Origin of the sequence: Rhizobium sp. NZLR10 (assembly GCF_019685125.1) — a bacterium.
Classification (GTDB): domain Bacteria; phylum Pseudomonadota; class Alphaproteobacteria; order Rhizobiales; family Rhizobiaceae; genus Rhizobium.
This window is the reverse complement of sequence record NZ_JABDWE010000003.1, coordinates 343,868-368,760: the sequence shown is the minus strand read 5'-3', so window position 1 is coordinate 368,760 and position 24,893 is coordinate 343,868. Positions and strand designations below refer to the sequence as shown.

Sequence of the window (24,893 nt, the reverse complement as noted above, 5' to 3'; positions counted from 1 at the left end):
AATTGAGAAGCACGTTTGTAAACACCGCAACGCGGCTTTGGTTCACGGCCCGTCAAGGCCTGTGATCGAAATCCTCAAATGGTCGATGCGGCGGACCTTTCGGCGGGCGCAGCGCTTCGGTTCGTCCGTCCTGGCGAACGAGATAGCTCGCATGCACGAAGCCATCGTCGAAGCGCCCCTGCACGGTGACGGCCTCGTCTCGGGTAACGAGCGCGCCACCCTCGCCGGCTCGGCCTGTTTCAACAAGCGCCTTGCCGCTATCGTCCTGCAGCACGAACTTGTTGCCGTAGATCTCGGCGACCTTGCCCTTGATCGTGACGAGGCTCGATGCCGGCATGGCCGAAATCGCCACCGGCGCCAGCGGCGCCATCTCTGGCATAGGACGCATCATTTTCACCGCGCCCGCACCCCCGACAGCACCGATGACAAGCGCCACGGCGGCAGCAATGACGGGGATCACCAGCCGTCGCCGGCGCTGTCCTGGCGGGACGGGCGTGGCTGCGCCCTCGGTATGCACGTTGTCCTGGTCTTCATTCGGCATATATCTGTTCCTTGCATCAGTAGTGGTCGCACTCTAGCCGTTCCACCCCGTCGCCCGCCTGAACCTCTCCGTTCAGATTGAGTTAAGCTCGGCCCGATAGTTTTGGTCCGTCCCCAAAGATGCCCGGCCCCGATGAAAGCCCTGCCCCATGCGCGTACTGCTCGTCGAAGATGACGAAGACCTGAGCGGCCGGATCGCCGCCGTGCTGCGATCGGAAAACTTCGTCGTAGACATATCGCGCAACGGAGAAGACGCTCTCCACGCGGGGCTGACCGAACTCTTCGACGTCGCGATCCTCGACCTCGGCCTGCCGAAGATCGACGGCGTCAGCGTGCTGAAGGGCTGGCGCGAGGGCAGCCGCAACCTGCCGGTTCTGGTGCTGACGGCGCGCGACGGCTGGCCGGACAAGGTCGCAAGCTTCAAGGCCGGCGCCGACGATTTCCTCGCCAAACCCTTCAAGGTGGAAGAACTTGTTTTGCGCCTGCGCGCCCTGGTGCGCCGGGCAGCCGGCCACGCCGCCGCGCGGCTTACCTGCGGCGCGCTGGTCTTCGATGCCCAGCTCGGCACCTTCGAGCTCGACGGCCTGCCGCTGAAGCTGACGGCGTTGGAATGGCGGGTGCTCTCCTGCCTGATGCTGCGCAAGGAGATGGTCGTCGACCGGCGCGAACTGACCGAGCGCGTCTATGACGGCGATGCCGAGGTCGACTCTAATTCCATCGAAGTCATCATCGCCCGGCTGCGCAAGAAGCTCGGGAGCGACCGCATCGAGACGGTGCGCGGCCGCGGCTATATTCTGACGTCGGCAGCGGCGTCATGAAGGCTTCGTCTTTCAAGCCGAGATCGATCGCCGGCCGGCTGCTGATGTTCTCGGGCATCTTCGTGACGCTGGCGCTCGCTGTGGCCGCCCTCGTGCTCTGGCTAGCGCTGAAGACTGTGGTGCGCGAGCAGGTGGACCAGCGTCTGGACACACAGATCGGCGCCCTCGCCGGCGCCGTGATGCGCGACGCAGAGGGAAGGATCACCCTGTCGGCGCCGCTCGATGCGCCGCCTTTCGATCGCCCCTCATCGGGCTGGTACTGGCAGGTCGACGCCGGAGAGCAGCGCCTGACCTCCCGCTCCCTGATGAACGGCACGATAGACGCACCGCCGCCACGGCAGGACCTGCGCCATGTGCTGACGGGCATGCCGACATCAGGCAGGGGCGGCGATCGCGGAAGAGGGCCGCTCTACCTTCGCCAAGCCGTGCGCAGCATCGACGGCATGACGCTGACCATCACCGCGACGGCGCCGATGATCGCCCTCGTCGGCCCGGCGCTTCGCGCTCTCTTCTGGCTGGTTCCCTGCATGCTGCTGCTCGGGTTGGTGCTGATGACGGGCACCCTTTGGCAAATCCGCTTTGGCTTGCGGCCGCTGACATCCATGGCGACCAATATCGATGCCATCAACCGGGGAGAACGCGCCCGCCTGCCGGAGGAAGCGAGCGCCGAGCTTGCGCCGCTGTCGCTGAAAACCAATGCGCTTCTGGCGGCCAATGAGGAGAGGCTCGCGGCAACGCGCATGCAGTTCGCAAACCTCGCCCATGGCCTCAAGACCCCGGTGGCGAGCCTGCTGCTGGCGCTCGACGATAAAAACGACCCCAAAGGCGCATTGCGTAGTCTGGCCGCCCGGATCGACAACCGGATCAAGCACCACCTCGCCGCCGCCCGCCGGGTGATGGCCTCGTCGAATAATGTTGCCAGCACCGACATGGCGGCATCGCTCGCCGATCTCTACCGGGCGATCGGCCAGATCCATGCCGAGCGTAGGATTGCCTTCGACAGCGACATCACCCCGGGCCTGCGGGTCGCCTGCGACGAAAGCGATGTCGAGGAAATGCTCGGAAACCTGATCGATAACGCTTTCAAATGGGCTGCCTCGCGCGTCACCATCCGCGCCGGGCGCGACGGCCCGATCGCCCGCATCACCATCGAGGACGACGGCCCGGGCATCCCCGCCGACCGCCTCGCCGCCGTGCTGCTGCCGGGCGTGCGGGAGGACGAACGCGTCCCTGGCAATGGTTTTGGGCTGAGCATCGTGAACGAGTTGGCGGGGCTTTATGGCGGGTCGCTGGCGCTCGAGGCTGGGGCGGTGGGGTTGGTGTGCATATTGTGTTTGCCGGTGGCGGTGGGAGTGGCGGGGTAAGGTCGAGGTGGAAAATTGAGCGCCTCAGAAGCATAACTGTCCGTTCTCGACATGATGCTCCCGCCCTCAAAGCCGCGACCCGCCCCTTTACCGATCGCCGCCGCTGTCGACGAGACGTCTTTCGCCTCGCCTCTGCCTTGTTGGACGGCTATCCTAAGCGACGATTCGCTATCCGCGACGAGGGCGTGGCGTGAACGAAGCATCAAAGGAGAGCGCGATGACGGACGCCAAGGGCGGCATTTCGGGACTGCGGCCGCACATTACTGTGATCGGCGTCGGTGGTGGTGGTGGTAATGCGATCAACAATATGATCGCGGAAAACCTGGCAGGCGTCGAATTCGTCGCCGCAAATACCGACGCGCAGGTCCTCGCCACCTCCAAGGCGACGCGCCGCATCCAGCTCGGCGCCAATGTGACCGAGGGTCTCGGCGCCGGTTCCCTGCCGGAGGTCGGCCATGCGGCGGCTGAGGAATCGATCGATGAGATCATGGATCACCTGGCCGGGTCGCACATGTGTTTCGTCACCGCCGGCATGGGCGGCGGAACGGGCACGGGCGCGGCACCCGTCATCGCCCGCGCCGCACGTGCGGCCGGCATCCTGACAGTCGGCGTCGTCACCAAACCCTTTACCTTCGAAGGCAACCGCCGCATGCGAATGGCGGAGATCGGCATCGAGGCGCTTCGCCAGGCAGCCGATACAGTCATCGTCATCCCCAACCAGAACCTCTTCCGCATCGCCGATGCGAAAACCACTTTTGCCGATGCCTTCATGACGGCCGACCGCGTGCTCTATGCCGGCGTTGGCTGCATCACCGATCTCATCGTCAAGGAAGGCCTGATCAACCTTGATTTCGCCGATGTGAAATCGGTCATGCGCGGCATGGGCCGCGCCATGATGGGCACTGGCGAAGCCTCCGGTGAAAGCCGCGCGATGAAGGCGGCGGAAGCGGCAATTGCCAACCCGCTTCTCGACGATATCTCGATGAAGGGCGCCAGGGGCGTGCTGATCTCGATCTCCGGTGGTTCGGATATGACACTGTTCGAAGTCGACGAAGCGGCAAGCCGCATTCGCGACGAGGTGCAGGAAGACGCAGACATTGTCGTCGGCGCCATCTTCGACCGCAGCCTTGACGGCAGGTTCCGCGTCTCGGTCGTGGCAACCGGCCTGGAAGGCAGTGCCATGCCCGCCTCCGCTTCTCAACCAGTCGTAGAGCAGATCCAGACGCGCACGCTGCAATAGCGCCGCCGCTGATATCATGGCTAAACGTCGCCCAGTACAACGAACGGACGGGGCGACGTCACGCGGTTAAGGCCGTCAGACAAACAATATGTCCGAGATGTTGTGCACCACGGAGATTTCGTCGGTCTCAGTGTTGGTGAGTCCGCCGCCGCGTCATAGACCACGTTGGTGGTGGAGTCATCTCCCGATATGGCGATGTTGACATCGATTGTTGTCTTGACCCCGGTTTCGAAATCGAATGCCGTGCCGATATGCTCGCTTCCGAAGGAATCGCCGAAGAAGAACGTGCCGTCGACGGCAAAGCCGTATCCCAGCCCGCCGGCGGCGAAAGTCTTGGATTCGATCGGGTTCAGCGTGTCGGGATCGATTTTGGAGACCTGCCAGGTCGCATCATCGATGCGGCCGACGACATAGATGCCGGTCGAATCCTGCATCGTATTGACGGCCGTGAATCCACCCCAGTCGAACGTACCCGCCCCATTCTCGCCGATAAGGCCGGGAATCGGGTCGCCCTGCTGATCGAGCGATCCGTCTGCGGCGTCCCACTTTGCGAGATAGGTCTGATCGGGGAAAGGGCCTTCGCCTTTGACCTCGTTGGTTCTTCCGATGATCTCGCCGCCGCGGACCGAAAAATAGGTTCCGCCGATGTCATATTCGCCAAGGTCATATTCGCCAAGAGAGATGGCGCCGCTGGCATTGTCTGCTTCAAAGGCCGAGGCGTTGTCGTAAATGCTCACCATGGAATCATCCGGGAAACCATGGCCGGAGCTGACGTAAAACTTGCCCGTTTGCGGATCGACCGCGACCCCCTGGAGTTCGTAATGGTCCAGGAAGGGGCGCACCACCTCCGCCTGGGACTCAACATGATTGGTGTTCAACGACTTGCCGTCCGTCACGCCGTCGACGGTCAGCGAGATCACGCCGGCATCCGCGTGACCGGCGCCGTCGGAGACCTTGTAATATTGAAGCGTCTCCGTGACATGCTCGCCATCGTTGAGACCCGCCTTCACGGCGGGATCGAGATCGTAGGTGAAGCCTCCGTCCGCCGAAAAATGGAAGGTGCCGAATTCACCGGCGACGTCGGTGCTCCGCGTGGCGCTTACGCTGATGCCCTCGACTGAGCGCAGAAAGATATGACCCGCCTCCCCGGCAATGTCGTTGGCAAGCACGTTGCCCGCCATCGCGCCGCTTTCGCGGAAGGTAAAGGCATCGTCGACCGCGACCGGCGCACTGGTCACCCCGTGAATGTCTAGCGTGAAATGTCCGACATCCGTATTGCCGGCGGCGTCGGAAATCTTGTAGCCGATCGTCTCTCTCAGCGTCATTCCGTTAAGGAAGCCCGCTTTGGCGGCCTCGTTTAGTGTATAGGTGTATGAGCCGTCAGCCTTGACGTGGAACGTCCCGTGCTCGCCCCCGATATCGGTGACCTGCCCATCCTTCTTGGCGAGAACCCTTTCGCCGTCGAAGAAGTTGAGAAACATATTGCCGTTGGCCGCTGATATATCGTTGTCCAGCAGATTGCCTGAAATAACGTCGCTCTCGTAGACGGTGTGCGAGTCATCGACCGCCACGGGTTTTGCAAACACTGTCATGGATATCTCCTTCAAGATCCATTCGCCTTGGTCGATTGGGAGGAAACAGCCATTGCAGGGGAAGGTCAAATTATTTTCTAGTAAAAGTGGCATTTTAGCTTTTTGCAATTTTGTCATGCCGCAAGAGGTTGCCGAGCGCCAACGCTCAAGAGCGCCTCATCCTGAAGCGTGGAAGCCGAAGGCTGGAGCCTCGAAGGACGAGGCGGGTGCGCGTCGTATCAGTTCCGCACTTAGACCCCGACTAGAATCCTCACCCCACCACCGCCCTAATCTTCTCCGCATCCGCTGCCGTCGCCGGGTTATAAACCACCATGCTGAGATCCGGCCGCCCGTCCACCTGGAAGGCCGAATACTCGAAAGAGAGCAGCCCAAGCACCGGGTGCTTGATGTGTTTGGCGCCCTCGCCATGGGTGCGCACGTCATTGTCGCGCCACATCGCCAGGAATTCCGGGCTCTTGCGGCAGAGTTCGTCGACCAGCGGCTCGACCTCGGCCGCTGCACCCGCGCGGGCCGCGTCCACGCGGAAGGCGGCGACGACGAAGCGGGCGACGCTTTCCCAGTCGTACTGGGCGGCGCGCACGCGTGGATCGAGGAAGATGAAGCGCAGCACGTTGCGCTCCTCGGGCGGCAGCGCGCCGTAATCAGTGAGCAGCACGGTTGCCGCCCGGTTCCAGGCGATCACGTCCCAGATGGCGTTGCGGATCAGCGCCGGGCTCGGGTCCAGCGCATCGAGCACGCCCTGCAGCCTGGGCGTGACGCCCGCTTGCCTGCGGTAACGCACCTCGGGCGGTCGGCCGAGGCCGATGAGGAACAGATGCTCGCGCTCGACATCGGTCAGCATCAGCGCCCGCGAGATCCGGTCGAGCACATCGGCGGACGGCGCCCCGCCGCGCCCTTGCTCCAGCCAGGTGTACCAGGTGGGGCTGATATTGGCTCGGTTTGCCACCTCCTCGCGGCGCAGGCCCGGCGTGCGGCGGCGTTCGCCGGCAAAGCCGAGGGCTGCGGGGTCGAGCTTGGCGCGGCGGCCCTTGAGATAGGCGCCCAGCCGGTTTTCGAAGGTGACGAATTCGCTCATGCTGTTAGCCATTATACCATGATAAGATCACTACTTTACCATGATAGGGCCTTGCCCGATATCTGTCTCCATCGAAAACGGAGATATCGACATGCGCGTATTCGTCACCGGAGCCACAGGCTGGGTCGGCTCGGCCGTCGTCAGCGAATTGATCGCTGGCGGCCATCAGGTGCTTGGCCTCACCCGCTCAGAAAAGGGGGCTGAGGAATTGTCGGCCGCGGGCGCCGAGGTCCATCGCGGCACGCTCGAGGATCTGGAAAGCCTGAAGCGCGGCGCGGCCGAGGCCGACGGCGTGATCCACACCGGCTTCAACCATGATTTCTCGAAATTCGCCGCAAACTGCGCCCTCGACCGGCGCGCCATCGAGGCGCTCGGCGAAGCCCTCCAGGGCTCCAGCCGCCCGCTGCTGGTCACCGCAGGCCTCGGCCATGCGCCCGGCCGCGTCGGCACCGAAAAGGACCCGCCCATGCCGACCACCGAGACCTATCCCCGCGCCTCCGAAATCACCGCGGTATCGCTTGTCGCGCGCGGCGTGCGCGCCTCGACCGTCCGGCTTCCGCCTTCGGTGCACGGCCATGGCGACCACGGCTTCGTGCCGATCCTGATCGATTTCGCCCGGCGAACGGGTGTTTCGGCCTATATCGGCGAAGGCCAGAACCGCTGGCCGGCGGTGCACAGGCTCGATGCCGCCCGCCTCTATCGCCTGGCGCTGGAGCGCGGCGCCGTGGGCGGACCCTTCCTGGCCGTTGCTGAGGAGGGTGTGCCATTCAGGCAGATCGCCGAGGTCATCAGCCGGCGGCTCGACGTGCCCGCCGTCTCGCTGTCGCGGGAAGAGGCGGCAGAACATTTCGGCTGGTTTGCGATGTTCGCCGGCTTCGACGTGCCCACGTCCAGCGAACATACCCGCGCGCTGTTGGACTGGCACCCGACCCAGCCCGGCCTTATCGCCGATATCGACCATCCGGCCTATTTCGGCGGGTAAGGTCCGCCGCGGCGTCGAACGGAGCGCCTCAGAGTGAGGCGCTCTTGTGTGTCGGCGCCAGCCTGTGCGATCCGCTCCCGACAGGCTGCCTGAACCAAGCTATTCCTGGATATCGGGTTCAACCACCCTCGCGAGGTTTTTCAGCGACTCCTGCCAGCCGAGATAGCAAGCCTCAGGCGGGATGACGTCGGGCACGCCTGCCTGGGTAATATCCACCTCGGTACCAACCGACACCTTCTTCAGCGTCACGGTGACCTCCATTTCGCCTGGCAGGTTGGGGTCGTCGAACTTGTCGGTGTAGCGAACGCGTTGGCCTGGGACGAGCTCGCGGAATTCGCCGCCGAAAGCATGGCTGTTGCCGGTCGTGAAGTTGCGGAAAGACATTCTGAACGTGCCGCCGACGCTCGGCTCCAGATGATGTACGGTGCAGAGGAAGCCGTTCGGCGGAAGCCACTTGGCAAGCGCGTCCGCTTCGATGAATGCGCGATAAATCTTCTCCGGGGTGGTCGCCAGAACGCGATGCAGGCGTATAGTGTTCGGCATGTTCGTGATCCTTTTAGATGGACGGAATGGACGAGCTAAGGACGGATAAGATCTGGCCGATCCGACACGGGATTGATCTTTTCTTCAAGAAAGATCGATAGAAGTCGAATCTCCCTTCAGCCCGGCATGCCTTCGAACTGTGGAAGGTGGAGCGGTGTTGCCCAGGCAAGCCGCCGTTTGGTAAACATCTCGACCCCCGGCTGTATCAGCTCGGGCCGATCCAGGCTGCCGAGGGTGACGAAGACGAGGCCGGGGAAACTCTCTAGATTGCTACTGAACAACCTCGCGCCGCAATCCGGGCAGAAATTGCGATCGAGACCCTTGCCGGAATCGGCGATATAGTGAAACGCCTTCGGGCTGCCGGCGGTCAGGGTGAAATCGTCCTGCGGCACGGCAAAAAAGGTGGCGGCTTCGCCGCCCGAGGCCTTCTTGCAATCCAGGCAATGGCAGTCGGCGACGAAAGTCGGATCGGTATCGAAGGCGAACTGCACCGCGCCGCAGGCGCATTTCCCCGTATATTTCCGGCTCATGCCAGGCACCTTTCGTCTGGTGTTGAAATGCTCAAGGCCGCCTGCGGGCGTCAGGCTGCCGCGTGCTTACCGAGCGCATCGAGCAGAAGGCGGGCCGCCTGTTTCGACGAGGCTGGGTTCTGTCCGGTAATCAGCAGCCCGTCCTGGACGACATGCACGGCCCAGTCCTCCATCGCCGAAAACTTCGCCCCCTGCTCTTTCAGCACGTCTTCGAGCAGATAAGGCACGATCTCGACGAGGTGCACGGCCGCCTCCTCGGAATTGGTGAAGCCGGTAACTATCCGCCCCTTCGCGATCGGTCCGCCGTCCGGCGCCTTGACATTGGTCAATATCCCCGGCGCATGGCAGACGAGCGCCAGCGGCTTTCCCGCTGCAAGCGTCTCCTCGATTAGCGAGTGCGCATTGCGGTCGTTCGTCAGGTCCCAGAGCGGGCCGTGGCCGCCGGGGAAAAACACGGTGTCATAATCCGCCTGGTCGATGTCAGACAGCATCAAAGTGTTGGCGAGCGCAGCCGTCGCGGCCGGGTCTCGTTCAAATCGCCGCGTATCTTCCGTCTGAAACGCCGGCTCGTTGCTCTTCGGATCGAGCGGAGGCTGGCCCCCTTTCGGCGAAGCGAGTGTGATCTCGGCCCCGGCGTCACGGAAGACGAAGTATGGGGCAGCGAGTTCCTCGAGCCAGAAGCCCGTTTTCCTGCCGGTGTTTCCCAGTTGATCATGCGATGTGAGAACCATGAGAATTTTCATTTGCCCAACTCCTTCGGTCCGGCCGGAGGACAAAACCTTCCGCGTCCGGTTTACGGTGAAATACGGCCTGCAATCTCATGTTGAACTGGAGAAATCATAGATCGGTCGCCCCTGCGACACAAGTCAGAGCCTCCAAATACCATCTGTGAGAATTGAAGCGAAGATGTAAGAAGAGAAGATCTGACGCGCAGAGATCAACGAGGGCGCGCAAGGGACCTGGAATGTGAGCAAGCCGAATTATCGGGACATCGCCCGCCATGCCGGCGTGGGAACCGCAACGGTCGAGCGGGTGCTGAACGGGCGTGGGGGTGTTCGTCCCGAACTTGTCGAGAAGGTCATATCCGCCGCACGTCGCCTGGATTACCCGCGCAAGCTTCCCGAGACCCATCGCGGCCTGCTTAGGATCGAAGTGCTGATGGTTCGTCCGGAGACCAGCTTCTACCGGCGCCTTTCCCTTGCTTTCGAGAGAATTGCCGCCACCCTCGACCCTTTGGTCGTCGTGCATCGCAGCTTCACCGACGAGATGAACGCCGAGGGAATTGCGCGACGCATCCTGTCCACCGACCTTTCACGGGCCGGGCTGATCCTTGCCGTGCCGAGCAGCCCGGTGATCGGTGCTGCGGTGGAAAAGGTAAATGCGCAGGGCCTGCCGATCGTCCAGGTCGTCACCCGCGCGTCCGAGCACGTCGGAGAATTCATCGGCATCGACAATAACGCTGCCGGCCGGACGGCCGCACTCTATATCAGCCGAATGGCTCCGCGGGCCGGACCTGTCGTTGCAATCTGCCACCCCATCTATCAAGTGCATCGCGATCGGATCCGCGGCTTTTCCAATTACTTTCGTGATTATCCCGGCGCCTCCAGCTTCGAATGGCTGGGATTTGGCGGCGATGAGGAGCGTCTCAGCGCCGATCTCCTGTGGTCGGCGCTGGAAACGTATCCCGGCCTTGCCGGACTGTACAATGCCGGCGGCGCCAACGCCGCCCTGATCGAAGTGCTTCGCCGGCATCCGCGCGGCCGCGACGTGTTCTTCGTCGGGCACGAATTGACCGATTACACCCGAGCGGCGCTGCAGGACGGCATCATGGATGTGGTGCTGGATCAGGCGCCGGAGGCGCAGGCGCGGCGCGCGCTCGATCTCGTTCTGAATAGGATAGGCTTGACCGATATCAAACCGGACCAGGCACCGATCCGTTTCATCACCATCACCAAGGAAGGGCTTTGATCTAATCAGATCAAGGAAGGCTTCGGCATTCACCAGCGCCCCTGCTATTTTCCAGTCAGCACAGATATGTGGGCGACGCGGAAACATCCGGCGTGCCCTAAGGAGATGCCAATGGATGATCTGAAATTCGGCAAGCGCAACAAGCGCGGCGACTGGGCGCCGGACCAGCATGTGGAGAACGCGCCGCTTTTCGTCTTTCCGCCGCGGCTGATGGTGGTCCTGAAATGGCTGCCGCATTATTTCCTTCCCTGGAACCTGATTTTTGCGGTTTCTGCGCTCGCCTACTGGGCCTGGATCATTCCCCCGGTCGACACGATGAAATCGCTGAGCCTCGGCTGGACCGCCTGGCTCTATGCGGTGAACGCCATCGCGGTCTTCCTGTTCTACGGTGCCTTCGAACTGCATCTCTACGTGTTGAAGCGGCAGGAAAACCGCTTCAAGTACAATGGCAAGTTCCCGGCCGACCACAGGAACAACGCCTTCTGGTTCGAACGCCAGAACCTCGACAATATTCTGCGCACCTTCCTGTCAGGCGTGACTATCTGGACCGCCGTCGAGGTCGGCATGCTCTGGGCCTACGCCAATGGCTATGCGCCGTGGCTGAGTTTTGCGGAAAATCCATGGACGCTGGCACTCGTGGCGCTCGTGGTGCCGATCATTCACGAGTTCCACTTTTTCTGCATACACCGGCTGATCCACACGCCCTTCCTCTACAAATGGGTGCACTCGGTCCACCACAATTCGGTGAACCCTTCGCCCTGGTCGTCGCTGTCGATGCATCCGATCGAGCACCTGCTCTATTTCGGAACGGCGTTCTACCATCTGTTCCTGCCCTCCAACCCGATCATCATGCTCTACCAGCTGCATTATGCGGGCTTCGGGGCCATTCCCGGCCATGTCGGCTTCGACAAGGTCGAGATCGGCAAGGAGAGGCTGGTCGATAGCCACGCCTATGCGCATTACCTCCATCACAAATATTTCGAGGTGAACTACGGCGACGCGCTGATCCCGCTCGATAAGTGGTTCGGCACCTGGCACGACGGTTCGCCCGAAGGCGAGGCGCAGATGCAGGAACGCTACCGCAGGCGCAAGGAAAAACTCGCAGCCCGCAAGGCCCGCCTGGAAGTCGGGGGAGCCGCCGAATGAACTGGGTTTCAGCTGGCAAGCTCGACGAGATCGAACAGGAAGGGGCCATCCGCTTCGACCATGGCGGGCGCACCTACGCGATCTACCGTGGTCCGGATGACAGCGTCTACTGCACCGCCGGCCTCTGCACCCACGAGGCGATCCATCTCGCCGAAGGATTGGTCATGGATTTCGAGGTGGAATGTCCAAAACATTCCGGCGCCTTCGACTATCGCACCGGCGAGGCCATCAGGCTTCCGGCCTGCGAGAACCTGAAAACCTATCCGGCAGAGGTGATCGACGGAGAGGTTCGTGTCGCCCTCGGCTAGCATGTCGCCCGGAAGTGCGCAGTGGTTCCGGGATAAAGACATGCATGAAACCAAGGCCTAAAGCGTGTCGCATGAATCAAAATCTGATGCGGCTAATCCTGTGCGGCCGGCGTCTCCTCACGAGCGCAGCCGCTCTTTCTATGGAGAAAACATGGACGGTATCGTCATCATCGGTGCGGGCGAATCCGGCACCCGGGCGGCCTTTGCCCTGCGCGAAGCAGGCTATTGCGGATCCGTCACGCTGATCGGAGCCGAGCCGCACCTGCCCTATGAACGGCCGCCTTTGTCGAAGACCGGCAACGGTGCGGTGCAGATGAAGCTGATCTGCGCGGCAGACGCACTGGAAGCGGCCGGCATAACCTATCTCAAGGGCTTGTCGGCTTCGACGCTCGATACCGGCGCCGGAACGGTGCGCTTGAGCGACGGGCGGGAACTGCGTTACGAAAAGCTGCTTCTGGCCACCGGCGCGCGGCCGAGACGGCTCACATGTCAAGGTGCAGCGCGTGCGCTCGACTTCCGCACCCACGCCGACGCCGAAGCGATCTTCTCTCGTGTAGCGCCGGGCGGCAACGTGGCGATCATCGGCGCCGGTCTGATCGGGATGGAACTCGCATCGGTCCTTCGCAGAAAGGACGTCGCGGTCAGCGTGATCGAAGCCGCACCGAGACCTTTGGGCCGCGCCGTCCCCACACGTTTTGCCGAAAAGCTGCACGCCAGACATGCTGCCGAAGGTGTGCGCTTTCACCTCGACCGGAGCGTGGCGGCGATCAGCGACGACGGCGTCACCCTGACCGATGGCAGCCTAGTGCACGCCGATCTTGTCGTCGGCGCCATCGGCGTCCTGCCGGACATCGCTTTGGCGGAAGCAGCGGGACTGGCCACAGGCAACGGGATCCTGACGGATACCTGTCTTCGCACCAGCGCGCCGAACGTTTTCGCGGCCGGCGATTGCGCGGCCGTGGCCCAACCCGGCGGCGGACATTTTCGCTATGAAAGCTGGCGGAACGCCAGGACGCAGGCCGAAACCGCGGCGCGAAACATGGCCGGAGTCACCGAGACCTTTAGCGCCCTCCCCTGGTTCTGGTCCGACCAATACGATCTTGGCCTCCAGGTGGTGGGGATGCCGCAGCCCACCCATCAGACCGTCCTGCGTTCGGCTGCGGATGGCGAGCTCGAATTCTATCTGGACGCTGGCCGCCTAGTGGCAGCCGCCGGCCTTGGCATCGGCAATGGCCTGGCCAGGGACATCAAGCTCGCCGAGATGTTGATTGCCGCAGCTATCAGCCCCAGCCTCCCGGAACTGGCCGACCCCGGTGTGAACCTCAAAGCGCTTCTGAAAAGCGCACGGGCGGCGTGATGCAGAGGCTGCTGATCTTCCAGTCGCTCTGGGCCATGGAGCGCCGGCACACCGATGGGTTCGAGCGCACACTCGACGACAACATCGCGATGATCTCCGAGGCGGGCTTCGACGGCATCAGCGCACATTACACCAACCGCCGGGATGTCGTGCGCCTGAACGAGTCCATCCGGGGCACCGGCTTAAAGATCGAGGGCGTTTGCTTTCCTCGCAGTGTCGAGGATCTACGTCTGCCGCTGGAACTGGCCGCGGAGTTTCCGGTCAGTCACATCAACCTGCAACCCGATATCCGCCCGCGCCGCATCGATGCCTGCCTGCCGCTTCTCGATGGCTGGATGCGGCTCGCTGAAGATGCCGGCATTCCCGTGTTCATCGAAACCCATCGCGACAGGATGACCGCGGACCTGTTCTTTACGCTGGATTTGCTGGATCAGCGACCCGAACTGCCGCTGCTGGCCGACCTGTCGCATTTCCTGGTCAGCCGCGAATTCGCCTTTCCGGTCGACGAGGAGAACCACGCTCTCATCCGACGCATCCTGCAGAATGCCCATGCATTTCACGGCCGGGTCGCCTCGAGCGAGCAGGTGCAGATCGAAATCTCCTTCCCGCATCACCGGCCCTGGGTCGATCTCTTCCTCGAGTGGTGGGAGTACGGTTTTCGTAACTGGCGATCACGCGCCGCCGATGACGCCGAGCTGGTCTTTATCTGTGAGTTGGGCCCCAAACCCTATGCGATCACGGGCAGAAGCGGCAACGACCAGACGGACCGATGGGCGGAGGCCCTGGCGCTTCGGCAGATGGTGCGTGGGCTGTGGGCTGCCACTGCCTGGTCCCCCATACATCGGCCTTCCAATCATGGAAATCCACCTGCTGGATCAGTGTAGTGTGAACTCACACGGTAAGCGTGTTGGCGAAGGTTTGGGATTGTGAATCAGATATGCCTAATGTAAATCTTGACGTGCACAAGTTGTGAGACAGTTAATTTGCTACGATATCTGGTTAAGGACATTCGCTGGGAGAGGCTTGGAGATGCGGAAAATTCGTGCGGCCAGCCCGGCCCTCGGACAAACACAGCCAGAAGCTTCGAGTTCAATCGACCGGCTTTTGTTCTTTGACCGCGATTTCAATCCCATCGAGAATTTGCTGGGCAATGAGCTGCCTGCTTCTGTCAAGCCGGCAGCGTCACTTTGGGAGCATTTTCCAGAGCTGGACAAATCGGCGATTACGCTTGCTTTCCGCTCATTGGATGACAGCGGCAAGCCTTTGCGGGTATCGGGCGATCTTGGCAGGTCTGGGTCGCACGGGCTGACGATCTATCGGATCGGCGATCTGTTTGCCGTGGTCCGGTCGGAGGAACTCGCCGACGACGAGCGCGCAACCCTTTTGCATCTGGCGACCCACGATCCGCTTACGGGACTGCCGAACCGACGCCAATTCAGTGAGGACCTCACCGAATTGCTGCGGGAGACCGCAGGCTCGAACGAGACACTATCCCTGATGCAGCTCGACCTTGACGATTTCAAGCCCGTGAACGACACGCTTGGGCATCCGGCGGGCGACAAGCTTCTCCAATTTGCTGCAAGGCGTATTCAAGACTGCCTGACCGGTGATGACAGAGCCTATCGACTGGCTGGTGACGAATTCACCGTCATTTCCATGGGCTCGGGACAGCCGGCCAAAGCGCACCGGCTAGCAGAAGTCTTGGTTGCCGCATTCAAGAAACCCTTCACGATAGATGGCATCGCGGTCTTTGTCGGCACCAGCATCGGCATATCCACAGCTCCGCCGGACGGGACAAATCCAGAGCAGCTTATGAAGGCGTCCGACCTTGCACTCTATGCCGCAAAAAAAGAGGGGCGCGGTCGAGCAGCCGCGTTTGATGCCTCAATGCTTGAGTCGCTGGAACAACGCGAACTGCTGCGCCGCAGCCTGCGCATGGCCTTGATCCAACAGCAATTCTTTGTCGAATATCAACCCATCGCCGAGGGCGGCTGCGTTGTCGGCTTCGAAGCATTGCTGAGATGGCACCATCCACTGCTTGGAAAAATTCCACCTGCGGCATTTATTCCGATGGCCGAGGCTGATGGAATGATGCCTGATATAGGTGCATGGGTTTTGGAGCAGGCATGCCGCGAGGCGATGAACTGGCCAGAGAACTACGTCGTCGCCGTCAATGTGTCCGCAGCTGAATTCCTGACCAGCGGCCTCACCGACCGGATATCCCAGACGCTCGACCTGGTCGGATTCCCGCCCGAGCGTCTGGAACTTGAGATAACTGAAAGCGTCCTGCTTGAGCGGACCGTCAACAATATCGACACGCTGAACACTCTCAACGTGCTGGGGATACGGATCTCGCTGGATGATTTCGGGACAGAATATTCCTCCTTGAGCTATCTGAAGACATTCCCTTTCGACACCATCAAAATCGACAAGTACTTTATCACCGATCTGGAAAGCGATCCGAAAAGCCAGACGATCGTCCGCTGCATCGTGAACCTCGCACATGGTCTCGACATGCAGGTGACGGCCGAAGGGGTCGAGACCCCAGGTCAGGCGGAATGGTTGGACAGTGTGGGCTGCGACAGGCTTCAAGGCTATCTGGTGAGCAGGCCGCTTCCGGTCGAGGCGATCAGTGAGTTCATCACCCGCATGGAAACATCCGTAAGCCACGCGCTGCCATAGCAGGAAACCGATTTTTCGCCGTGTTTTGAGAGGGCATGCATCAACCCGAGGCTCCAGGCAAGCTGATGGAGGCTGTATTGGAAGAGGAAGCATCAGGTTTCGATGACCCGGCATTGGCGCCGATGGTATCGCTGGAACTGAACGTTGCGATGTTCAAATCCAAGTGGCAGTTTTGCGACAGGATTACCGAATATCTCTCAGACATTCTCGGCCAAGGTCACAGCGATCCCGCTCGATATTCGAATTTTCTTTCCGTCGCGGCCAACGAGCTCATTGAACTTGCTTTCCGTTCGACAGGTGAGCCGGGAAGGATAAGTTTCCGTCTCTATCGGGGCGCGACGTTCAATCGGCTGAGAATTGCGTTTGCCTGCGAGGAAGCATCTGGCCGTGAGCAGGCGGGTGCGAGATCAGGCGAACGCCAGTCTCTCCCAGGCGCCGGGGCCGACTTGGTCATGAAGTCCGATGGGACGATTTTGCTTAGAGATTTGGCAACCCTATTCCGCGCCGCTATCCGAATTGAGAAAGATGGCGCCCACGGGATCCAGATCATCGCGGATTTCCCTTCGGCCGAGGACTTTCAATGAACCTGCTTGCTCACCCCTTCACCGTCCGTTTCGATCCGACAAATCAGGAGCTGTTGCTGTCTGGCAAGATGCGGCCCGAAAGTGCAACCGAGATTGCCGATGCCCTCAAGCTGGTGCGGCAAAGTTTGGAAAAATACAGCGGCGTCGTTTACCTGAATGTCAAACGTCTGACGCACATCAACATGACGGCCTTCGTCGCTCTGTCCGATATACTGACCGCAAGCTGCCGGACCAAGCCGGAACGGAAGATTGTCATCATCACGTCCAGCGTGGTGGCCTGGTCGACTTCGTTGTTCCAGACGTTGGCGGCATCACAACCAAACCTGTCGGTTGAAGTCTACGATTCGTCATTTTATCCAGGCCAGAGCTTTGTCGAGGATGAGACTTTCATTCCCATTCTCCGCACCCAGACGAAAATGACATGGAGGCACGAGCGCGAACTCCTGCCTCGCCACGGTCTGCGCAGCGGCCTTGTCATCGCGGATATCTGTTGCGGAATTGGCGATTTCGCCGCCTTGGTTCAACGGGAATTCAAACCGGCACGCCTTGTCGCGCTGGATCATTCCGTACGAAGCCTCGAATATGCACGCAGGGTCGCTGCCGACTTCGATCTGCAGGGGATAGAGTACACCTATGGTGACGCGTCCCAAATGCTCCTTCGCGATAATCAATTCGACTTTGTGACCTGCCGACATTCGCTCCAGATTTTCAACCGTCCCGAGATGCTGCTGCGGGAGCTTTACCGTATCTGCAAGCCCGGCGGCCGCGTCTACATCACCAACGAAAAAAATTCGCATTGTCTGGGCGAGCCCCATGCGGAAACGATAAAATGGACTTACGAAGAAGTCGCCAAACTGTTCAGGCACTTCGATATGGATGTCGAGATGGGGCCGAAAAGCCGTCATCTTCTCGCCGACGCCGGCTTCGACACCATCAAGGTCGATAACTTCATGGTCACGAATCTTGACGGGGATCCGCAGGACTTCGCAGACATCATCGAAGCCTGGGAAAATGTCTACGCCGGTGAGATGGCGGTTCGACGGGGCGACTCGTTGGATTTCATTCGCAGGTTCCGGCAAGGATTCAAAGATCACGTCTTTGCTGCCCTTCACCCCAAGGGTTATGCAGGCTGGCCGATTTGGGCGGCTTCCGGCCGAAAGCCGTTATGATGGACGGCAAATCATTGTCGAAAGGACCGATAAGACTGGGCTCGTTTCGAGCAAAGTTCATCCTGGTTGTCGGTGGGGCTGTGCTCTTTGACCTGCTGGTCAGCGGTGGACTGGCGCTTTGGAACGTTCAGAGGCTATCGCGTGACGCAACGCTCGAGGTCGGCCAGGGTCTTGAAGCTGCAAGCCAGGAATATATCCGCACATATGCCGATTCGACTGCAGCACAGGTGAGTTTGCTGCTGCGCCAGGTTCATAGCGACGTCAGCACGCTCGCAGGTGTGCTCCAGGCGCAGATCGACGATCCCGCGCGCAATTCGGACGTCGGCGCGGCAATCGCGCGCACATCTCCCGGCAGCGTCAGCCTCTCTTACGATCAGACGGGGAAGTGGTCTCAAAACGCGCCGGGCTCAGTCTCCGTCGTCAGCGTCTGGGGCTACTTGCTTGGACAAGACCAGAAGCCGAGACCCGACGTTGAGACCGATATCCAGGCGAGCGCGGTTCTGGATCTTGTAGCGCCGAGCTTGCTGCAGCACGGTGCTTCGAAACTGCAGATGTATTACATCGGATCGAAAGAACGACCGATTTTCAGAACAGCGCCCTATACCGACCAGGCTCAGACCTTCGACCGGCTCTATCCGGGTCACAACGAGGCGAATTTCTGGGACTTCTTTTTTCCCGGCCTTTACGAGTCCTGGCAGGGCTGGGCCAAGGATATGAAGACGCGGCCGGTCGCGGCCGACATCACCCAGACCGCGCCCTATACGGACGCCATCACCGGAAAGCTGATCGTCAGTTTCTTTCATCCACTCTGGACAGCCGACAGGAAGGATGTCGCCGGGACGGCCGGCGCCGACATCACACTCGACCAGCTGGCGCAGACGGTTGAAAATGTCAAAGTGGCCCAATCCGGCTTTGGCTTTCTCGCCATGTCCGACGGCAATGTCGTCGCGATCAACAGCACGGGCGAAAAAACTCTCGGTCTGCGGTCCGCCAGCGATGCGAGCGGAACCGGGGTGACCGGCCTGGAGCGCTCGCTGAAGGGCAGCGCCCAGCCTGCGATCGCCAAACTGGCGCTTGACCGCGAACAGGGCATCCAGCATTTGCTGTTGCAGCAGGACGGCAACGAGGTGCCCTATATCGTTATCGTCAAGAAACTGCCTGCGACCAATCTCTGGGTCAGCGGCCCGGTTCGGCAAGAAGCGATGCTGCTTGGCGTGGTTGTGCCCGAGCGGGAAATCGATGCCTCGCTCTATGCCGCCCAGGCCAAAATTTCCGACGCGACAAACCGGATCGTGCTCTACCAAATTCTGGCAATCCTGATGTCACTGCTGATCGTGACGATCGCGGTATTTGCGGCCTCGAAACGAATAACCGGCGGAATCAGCGCGCTTGCCGGTGCCGCCAAGCGGATTCAGGCGAAGGACTATTCCGTCAGGGTCGCAATAACAAGCAAGGATGAGGTCGGCGAAGCCGGCGAAGCATTCAATCGGATGGCCGAAGAGATCAGCTATCACACCGAAAATCTCGAGCAGCTCGTCGAAGAGCGAACCGCGCAAATCGAAGACGCAAAGGAAGAGATTTCGACGTTGAACGCACAGCTCCAGAGAGAAAACAGACGTCTTGGCACGGAACTCGCCGTCGCCGAGCGGATTCAGCTCATGGTGCTTCCGCTGGATCAGGAGCTCGAGGAGTTTCAGGCGCTCGAGATTGCAGCCTATATGAGGCCGGCGGAAGAAGTCGGCGGCGATTATTACGACGTATTGAAGAACGGAGGTCGGTTGAAGATCGGCATCGGCGACGTTACCGGACACGGGCTGGAAAGCGGCGTATTGATGTTGATGGTTCAGTCCGTCGCCCGGGCCCTGCAGGAAGCCGGAAACACCGATGCAGTGAAATTTCTCACGAATCTGAACAGCGCCCTGTTTAAAAATATCGTCAGGACGAAAATCGACAAGCACCTCACTCTGGCGTTTCTTGACTACGACGGAAAAGAGATGATCCTATCGGGACAACACGAGGAAGTTGTCGTCGTTCGGGCGAACGGCGAGGTTGAGCGCATCGACACCATGGATCTGGGCATACCGATCGGGCTCGAAGCCGATATCTCTGCCTTCATCAAAACCCGTGAAATCGCGTTCGAAAAAGGCGATCTCATTCTCCTGCATACGGACGGCGTCACAGAAGCCGAAAATGACGCCGGAGAACTGTTTGGCATCGAACGCCTGTGCCGCGAAGCAGTTCGCTTGAAGGATCTGAGCGCTGAGAAAGTCGTTTCTGAAATTGTCGCGACACTCATGCTCTTTATCGGATCGCAGAAGATTTACGACGACATCACGCTACTCGCAGTGCGGCATAGGTGAGACATGAGGCCAACGGTATACGGCAGCGAATCCTTGGCCGGCATAAGTCTGGATTCGGGCACTCGCCTGACCTTAACGGATGGCCCCCTTCAGCTTGGATGGAAACACTCCGGAATGACGTCGGACTTCATAGCGGAGGTTATGGCTCTGCGGTATTCGGGCTCGAAGAAGGGCTATGTGCAGGCGCATCACGACATCGGATACCTCAGCAACGAACTGATCGAAAACGCCGTGAAGTTTCGACAGCCTGGTGAGATCCTTATTGAAGCCGGCATATTCGACGGATCATTTTTGATAAGGGTGCAGAACACGATCGATGGCGTGACATCCTCTCGCTTTCAGCAGCTATTGCATCGCCTCCAATCGAGGGACCCCGGAGAACTTCTTCTTGAGCAAATCGAAACCAACGCCATATCAACAGCAAGCGGTTCCGGCTTGGGGTTACTCACACTTCTGAGCGATTACGACGCAGAAATGGCATGGGCATTCGAAGAGAGTGAAGGTGAGCGTATCATACTGACGACGACTGCAGCCGTGGCGATGCCGCCCTCCTCCAATCCGTGAGCGAAGAATGGAAATCAGCGACGAAAACTTCCGCGTATGGGCGGAACAAAACGAAGTGTATTTCGATGGGGTATTTCGGCTGGCAGGACCGGACGCCTATGCGCCCATCTACTCATTGATAACAGGCCTGCTCCACGAGGGGCACAAACAGGTGACTTTCAACCTGACCGGTCTCGAGTTCCTCAATTCCTCCGGCATAAATCTCCTGGCCAAGTTGACCATTGAAGCTAGAAAGATGGGCGACCTGCTGCTCGTCGTCAAAGGCACCCACCAATATCCTTGGCAAGCGAAATCCCTGCCGAATCTCAAAAAGCTGCATCCGCTTCTCGATTTGCGATTGGCATGATCCTCCTTCGGCGAAGGCTAATCACCGTAAACGGTGTTTAGCCGGCACCTTCCAGATCGCCGCATGGTTGACGCTGACCTTGACACCCTCCATTGCTGTGTCCCGCTGCGTTGGGAGGGGAGCGCGTATTCGCATCCTGCCGGTAACTCTCCCAGCCATCCACGAGGATGAAGCGATGGACGACATTCAATCCAAACGAATGATTCTCGAATTCCTGAGGAAGCACTCGTTGGCTGTGATCGCGACATCTCATCGAAATGGCACGCCTGAAGCTGCGGCCATCGACTTTTCCGTTCGGGACAACCTTGAAATCGTGTTCGATACCTTTGAACACACTCGCAAATTTGCAAATATTTCGGAGCAGAGCAGCGTCGCACTCGTCGTCGGCTGGGACGACAATATTTCGGTTCAGTATGAGGGCGATGCCATGAAGGTTTCCGCTTCCGATATTGAGAGATACCAGGAAGCGCATCTTAAAAGCGTTCCAGTTGAGAGAGAATTTGTCGAGAAGGGTGCTGTGATATTTAGGGTCAACCCTCGTTGGATACGATATTCGGATTTCACTAAAGAACCTCCAGAGGTTATCGAGGTTCACTTCTGAAGGCTGACCGATCCTCTTCACCCCTTGCTCCGCAATCGGCGCAAGTCCCGTGCGGGTGATCACCAGTTTGCGACGCGTGTGCCCAATAATAGGCCAGCCGAATGTCCGGCCCGAATCTCAAAAAGCTGCATCCGCTTCTCGATTTGCGCTTGGCGTGAATTGAGCCGAGGGAGGAAGAGGTGGCATCCACGCCCAATCCTCCGCTCATTGGGAGTAGCATAGGCGCTGTCGTGCTCGCACCTTGACCACATGCTTTGTTATTTCGAAGGTTGCCACTCCCAGGAGGCGGCGGGTTTGCGCCAATTGCGAACTTAGGGCTCTCTCCAACGGCAGCTACAGGTCACTCCGCCAGAGGCGATCCATCATATCGAATGCGAGCGCGACGTTCGGGTCGGAACGACGCGGGAGCAGGCATGCGAAGCCCAAAGTGGTCTGCAGCTCGACCCTGTCGGCAATGACCAGGCCGTTGGTCTGTCGCTCATCGAGGGCGATGGATTCGCGGCACAAGCTGAGACCCAGGCCCGTTCGCACCATGGCCAGCATCGAAGTCTCCTGGTCAACTAGCGCGACGACATTCTGCTTGAGGTTGAGGCTGCCGAGCTTCTTGGCCAACAATCGGTGGTGAACCGATGCCGGCGGCGTGCCGATCCACGGCAGTTCGGCAAGCTCCTTCCAGTCCTTCCCTGCGACGAGGCTGGCAAAGGCCGGCGGTGCCACGACACGATAGGTCAGATGCGAAATTGGACGGATGAAGAACTGCGCGTCAGACGCCGCATCCTGGACCTGGGTGCTTGATCCGTAGTCATCGAGATCACCAAGGAAAAACCCGACATCCAGCTCGTTGCGTTTCAAACCGATCGCCACTTCTCCACTCATTCCCTGGCGAAGCTCGGTTTCAATTCCCGGGCCGCTTTCGACCAATGCCTGCAGGAATGCACCAAGACGGGTAAATTCCGGATCGATGATCGTGCCGATCCTGAGCTTGCCGCGAAGTTGCGCCGTGAGGTGCCTGGCGGTCTGGCTGAACTCCATGACCGAGGCGATAACCTGCTCCCCTTTGGTGGCGAGCAACGCGCCATCGCGAGTCAGTTCGAGCCCGCTCGCCGTTCGCCGGAATAACGTCAGCCCGACATCGTCTGCAAGGCGCTTCAACTGGAGGCTAATCGCCGGCTGTGTGAGATGCAGAAGCTCTGCGGCGCGGGTGACGTTGCCTTCCCGGGCAACAGTGACGAATGCGCGCAGCAGCTTCAGGTCCAGATGATCCGCCATATAAAATTCTCTTATAATTGATTGTCGCATTTATCATTGGATTGTGCCTTTGGACAACGTTTATATGCTGCCAGGAGGATGATCATGTCCAAGGAATTTGATCCAGCTTATAATCGGAGCGCCGTTCCATTCGGCTCTGCGGGGACGCCGGCGTGATGACCACCGGCTCCCCGACAGATGCACACATCTACGATTACATCATCGTCGGCGCTGGCTCGGCCGGGTGCCTGCTGGCCAACCGGCTGAGCCGCGACCTTTCCAAGCGCGTGCTGCTCATCGAGGCAGGGAAGAAGGACAACTACCCCTGGATTCACATCCCCGTCGGCTATCTCTATTGCATCGGCAATCCGCGCACCGATTGGCTCTACAAGACTGAACCGGAAGCCGGCCTCAACGGGCGTTCCCTGCGTTATCCGCGCGGCAAAACGCTCGGGGGCTGCTCGTCGATCAACGGCATGATCTACATGCGCGGCCAGTCGCGCGATTATGATAGTTGGGCCGCTCAAACGGGTGACAGCGAATGGTCCTGGGAAAAATCGCTGCCGGATTTCAAGGCGCACGAGGACCATTACCGCCTCGATGGAGGTGCTGATCCTGTCACGGGTGACAATAGCCGATTTTCCGACATGCATGGCCATGGTGGCGAATGGCGGATCGAGAAGCAACGTCTCAGATGGGACATCCTCGAATCCTTCGCCGACGCAGCGGTGCAGGCTGGCATCCCACGTTCGTCCGACTTCAACAGCGGCGACAATGAAGGCGTCGGCTATTTCGAGGTCAACCAGAAATCCGGATGGCGCTGGAATACGTCGAAGGCTTTTCTTCGCCCGATCCGCAATCGCCGCAACCTGTCGATCTGGACAGAAGCCGAAGTCGACAAGCTGATCGTCGAGACGGCTCCCGATGGGCGCAAACGTTGCGTCGGCCTATCTCTCTATCGCCGGAACCAACGCATGTCCGTTCGGGCCGAGCGCGAAGTCATCCTCTCGGCCGGGGCTATCGGCACGCCGCAGATCATGCAGTTGTCAGGCATCGGTCCGGCGGAAGTGCTGAAGGCGGCAGACATCGAAGTCAAACACGATCTCCCCGGCGTCGGCCAGAACCTGCAGGACCACCTGCAAATCCGCGCCGTGTTCAAGGTCAGTGACGTAAAGACGCTGAACACGCTGGCAAACAGCCTGATCGGCAAGGCCAGGATCGGTCTGGAATATGCCATCAAGCGCAGCGGACCAATGAGCATGTCGCCCTCACAACTCGGGGCTTTCACGCGCTCCGACCCCGGCCGAGGGCATGCCAATCTCGAATATCACGTTCAGCCGCTCAGCCTCGACGCCTTCGGCGAACCCTTGCATGCGGTTCCGGCGTTCACGGCAAGTGTCTGCAATCTCAATCCTTCAAGTCGCGGCAGTGTTCAGGTCCGTTCCAATCGCCGTGGTGAAGCGGCTGCGATCGCGCCGAACTATCTGAGCACGGATGAGGACCGCAGGATCGCCGCAGACAGTATCCGCCAGATCAGGTCGATCGTCAGCCAGCCGGCGCTTGCGAGATACCAGCCTGTCGAGTGGAAGCCGGGGGTCGAATTCCAGAGCGATGGCGATCTGGCAAAGCTGGCCGGCGACATTGCCAACACCATCTTTCATCCCGTCGGGACCGCGAGAATGGGCCGCGATGACGATAATATGGCCGTGGTCGACAGCCGGCTGCGCGTCCGGGGTATCGATGGCCTCAGGGTCGTCGATGCCAGCGTGATGCCGACCATCACCAGCGGAAATACCAGCGCCCCGACGATGATGATCGCCGAGAAGGCAGCCGGCTGGATCATCAGCGACGCGCAAAAGCGCGCCTAAGAACAAGA

At 60.2% G+C, this 24,893-nt stretch carries 23 protein-coding genes and 1 pseudogene; 17 read left to right on the top strand and 7 right to left on the bottom strand.

Annotated elements, in window-relative coordinates; genetic code table 11:
* Positions 1-52 precede the first annotated feature (52 nt).
* Positions 53-541, bottom strand: a complete 489-nt coding sequence (locus HJB82_RS07425; protein ID WP_221116757.1) for a hypothetical protein — start codon at positions 539-541, stop codon at positions 53-55.
* A 148-nt stretch (positions 542-689) separates the two neighbouring features.
* Here HJB82_RS07425 and HJB82_RS07420 point away from each other — a divergent pair, with 148 nt between their 5' ends.
* The 3 genes from HJB82_RS07420 to ftsZ all read left to right on the top strand — a co-directional run bounded on the left by HJB82_RS07420 (position 690) and on the right by ftsZ (position 3,962).
* Positions 690-1,358 (top strand): response regulator transcription factor, encoded by a 669-nt coding sequence (locus HJB82_RS07420; RefSeq protein ID WP_221116756.1) that lies wholly within the window; start codon positions 690-692, stop codon positions 1,356-1,358.
* Positions 1,355-2,722 (top strand): HAMP domain-containing sensor histidine kinase, encoded by a 1,368-nt coding sequence (locus HJB82_RS07415; protein WP_221139767.1) that lies wholly within the window; start codon positions 1,355-1,357, stop codon positions 2,720-2,722. Before HJB82_RS07420 ends, HJB82_RS07415 begins: the two co-directional genes overlap by 4 nt.
* Positions 2,723-2,939: 217 nt before the next feature.
* Positions 2,940-3,962: a cell division protein FtsZ gene (gene ftsZ, locus HJB82_RS07410; RefSeq protein WP_207580948.1), complete on the top strand. Its 1,023-nt coding sequence runs from the start codon at positions 2,940-2,942 to the stop codon at positions 3,960-3,962.
* Between the two features lie 75 nt (positions 3,963-4,037).
* On the opposite strand, the pseudogene HJB82_RS07405 reads toward ftsZ, so the two are convergent.
* Positions 4,038-5,554: pseudogene (locus tag HJB82_RS07405) on the bottom strand (Ig-like domain-containing protein).
* A gap of 250 nt (positions 5,555-5,804) precedes the next feature.
* The gene (locus HJB82_RS07400) at positions 5,805-6,629 is read right to left on the bottom strand and encodes a helix-turn-helix transcriptional regulator (protein WP_207584335.1); all 825 of its coding nucleotides are present in this window, start codon (positions 6,627-6,629) and stop codon (positions 5,805-5,807) included.
* 91 nt (positions 6,630-6,720) lie between these two features.
* Between HJB82_RS07400 and HJB82_RS07395 the strand changes: the two genes are divergently transcribed.
* Positions 6,721-7,611 (top strand): SDR family oxidoreductase, encoded by an 891-nt coding sequence (locus tag HJB82_RS07395; protein ID WP_221116753.1) that lies wholly within the window; start codon positions 6,721-6,723, stop codon positions 7,609-7,611.
* Between the two features lie 99 nt (positions 7,612-7,710).
* Here HJB82_RS07395 and HJB82_RS07390 read toward each other — a convergent pair whose 3' ends face one another.
* From HJB82_RS07390 to HJB82_RS07380, 3 genes are all read right to left on the bottom strand, one after another.
* Positions 7,711-8,154: an SRPBCC family protein gene (locus tag HJB82_RS07390; protein ID WP_207580951.1), complete on the bottom strand. Its 444-nt coding sequence runs from the start codon at positions 8,152-8,154 to the stop codon at positions 7,711-7,713.
* A 116-nt stretch (positions 8,155-8,270) separates the two neighbouring features.
* Positions 8,271-8,684 (bottom strand): GFA family protein, encoded by a 414-nt coding sequence (locus HJB82_RS07385; RefSeq protein WP_221116752.1) that lies wholly within the window; start codon positions 8,682-8,684, stop codon positions 8,271-8,273.
* A gap of 50 nt (positions 8,685-8,734) precedes the next feature.
* The gene (locus HJB82_RS07380; protein ID WP_207580952.1) at positions 8,735-9,427 is read right to left on the bottom strand and encodes a type 1 glutamine amidotransferase domain-containing protein; all 693 of its coding nucleotides are present in this window, start codon (positions 9,425-9,427) and stop codon (positions 8,735-8,737) included.
* A 223-nt stretch (positions 9,428-9,650) separates the two neighbouring features.
* On the opposite strand from HJB82_RS07380, the gene HJB82_RS07375 reads away from it, so the two are divergent.
* From HJB82_RS07375 to HJB82_RS07320, 12 genes are all read left to right on the top strand, one after another.
* Entirely contained in the window at positions 9,651-10,652 is a 1,002-nt protein-coding gene (locus HJB82_RS07375) for a LacI family DNA-binding transcriptional regulator (RefSeq protein ID WP_207580953.1), read from the top strand.
* A 111-nt stretch (positions 10,653-10,763) separates the two neighbouring features.
* On the top strand, positions 10,764-11,798 hold the full coding sequence (locus HJB82_RS07370) for a sterol desaturase family protein (protein ID WP_207580954.1): 1,035 nt from the start codon (positions 10,764-10,766) through the stop codon (positions 11,796-11,798).
* Positions 11,795-12,106 (top strand): MocE family 2Fe-2S type ferredoxin, encoded by a 312-nt coding sequence (locus tag HJB82_RS07365; RefSeq protein ID WP_207580955.1) that lies wholly within the window; start codon positions 11,795-11,797, stop codon positions 12,104-12,106. The genes HJB82_RS07370 and HJB82_RS07365 overlap by 4 nt, the downstream gene beginning before the upstream one ends.
* A 151-nt stretch (positions 12,107-12,257) precedes the next feature.
* Complete coding sequence (locus HJB82_RS07360; protein ID WP_207580956.1) at positions 12,258-13,463, top strand: NAD(P)/FAD-dependent oxidoreductase; 1,206 nt, start codon at positions 12,258-12,260, stop codon at positions 13,461-13,463.
* Positions 13,463-14,347: a sugar phosphate isomerase/epimerase gene (locus HJB82_RS07355; protein WP_259669714.1), complete on the top strand. Its 885-nt coding sequence runs from the start codon at positions 13,463-13,465 to the stop codon at positions 14,345-14,347. Before HJB82_RS07360 ends, HJB82_RS07355 begins: the two co-directional genes overlap by 1 nt.
* A 145-nt stretch (positions 14,348-14,492) precedes the next feature.
* Positions 14,493-16,145: a bifunctional diguanylate cyclase/phosphodiesterase gene (locus tag HJB82_RS07350; RefSeq protein ID WP_207580958.1), complete on the top strand. Its 1,653-nt coding sequence runs from the start codon at positions 14,493-14,495 to the stop codon at positions 16,143-16,145.
* Positions 16,146-16,222: 77 nt separating this feature from the next.
* Positions 16,223-16,729 carry a hypothetical protein gene (locus HJB82_RS07345; protein WP_207584336.1) on the top strand — a complete coding sequence of 169 codons (507 nt, stop codon included), beginning with the start codon at positions 16,223-16,225 and terminating at the stop codon, positions 16,727-16,729.
* Positions 16,726-17,898: a methyltransferase domain-containing protein gene (locus HJB82_RS07340; protein ID WP_221133144.1), complete on the top strand. Its 1,173-nt coding sequence runs from the start codon at positions 16,726-16,728 to the stop codon at positions 17,896-17,898. The genes HJB82_RS07345 and HJB82_RS07340 overlap by 4 nt, the downstream gene beginning before the upstream one ends.
* On the top strand, positions 17,895-20,258 hold the full coding sequence (locus tag HJB82_RS07335) for a SpoIIE family protein phosphatase (protein ID WP_221139766.1): 2,364 nt from the start codon (positions 17,895-17,897) through the stop codon (positions 20,256-20,258). Before HJB82_RS07340 ends, HJB82_RS07335 begins: the two co-directional genes overlap by 4 nt.
* A gap of 3 nt (positions 20,259-20,261) precedes the next feature.
* Complete coding sequence (locus HJB82_RS07330; protein ID WP_221139765.1) at positions 20,262-20,822, top strand: slr1658 superfamily regulator; 561 nt, start codon at positions 20,262-20,264, stop codon at positions 20,820-20,822.
* 7 nt (positions 20,823-20,829) lie between these two features.
* Positions 20,830-21,168 (top strand): slr1659 superfamily regulator, encoded by a 339-nt coding sequence (locus HJB82_RS07325; protein WP_207580962.1) that lies wholly within the window; start codon positions 20,830-20,832, stop codon positions 21,166-21,168.
* Between the two features lie 175 nt (positions 21,169-21,343).
* Positions 21,344-21,769, top strand: a complete 426-nt coding sequence (locus tag HJB82_RS07320; protein WP_221133145.1) for a pyridoxamine 5'-phosphate oxidase family protein — start codon at positions 21,344-21,346, stop codon at positions 21,767-21,769.
* A gap of 333 nt (positions 21,770-22,102) precedes the next feature.
* Here HJB82_RS07320 and HJB82_RS07310 read toward each other — a convergent pair whose 3' ends face one another.
* On the bottom strand, positions 22,103-23,038 hold the full coding sequence (locus HJB82_RS07310) for a LysR family transcriptional regulator (protein ID WP_207580964.1): 936 nt from the start codon (positions 23,036-23,038) through the stop codon (positions 22,103-22,105).
* Positions 23,039-23,193: 155 nt separating this feature from the next.
* Between HJB82_RS07310 and HJB82_RS07305 the strand changes: the two genes are divergently transcribed.
* The gene (locus HJB82_RS07305) at positions 23,194-24,885 is read left to right on the top strand and encodes a GMC family oxidoreductase (protein WP_221139764.1); all 1,692 of its coding nucleotides are present in this window, start codon (positions 23,194-23,196) and stop codon (positions 24,883-24,885) included.
* Positions 24,886-24,893 lie beyond the last annotated feature (8 nt).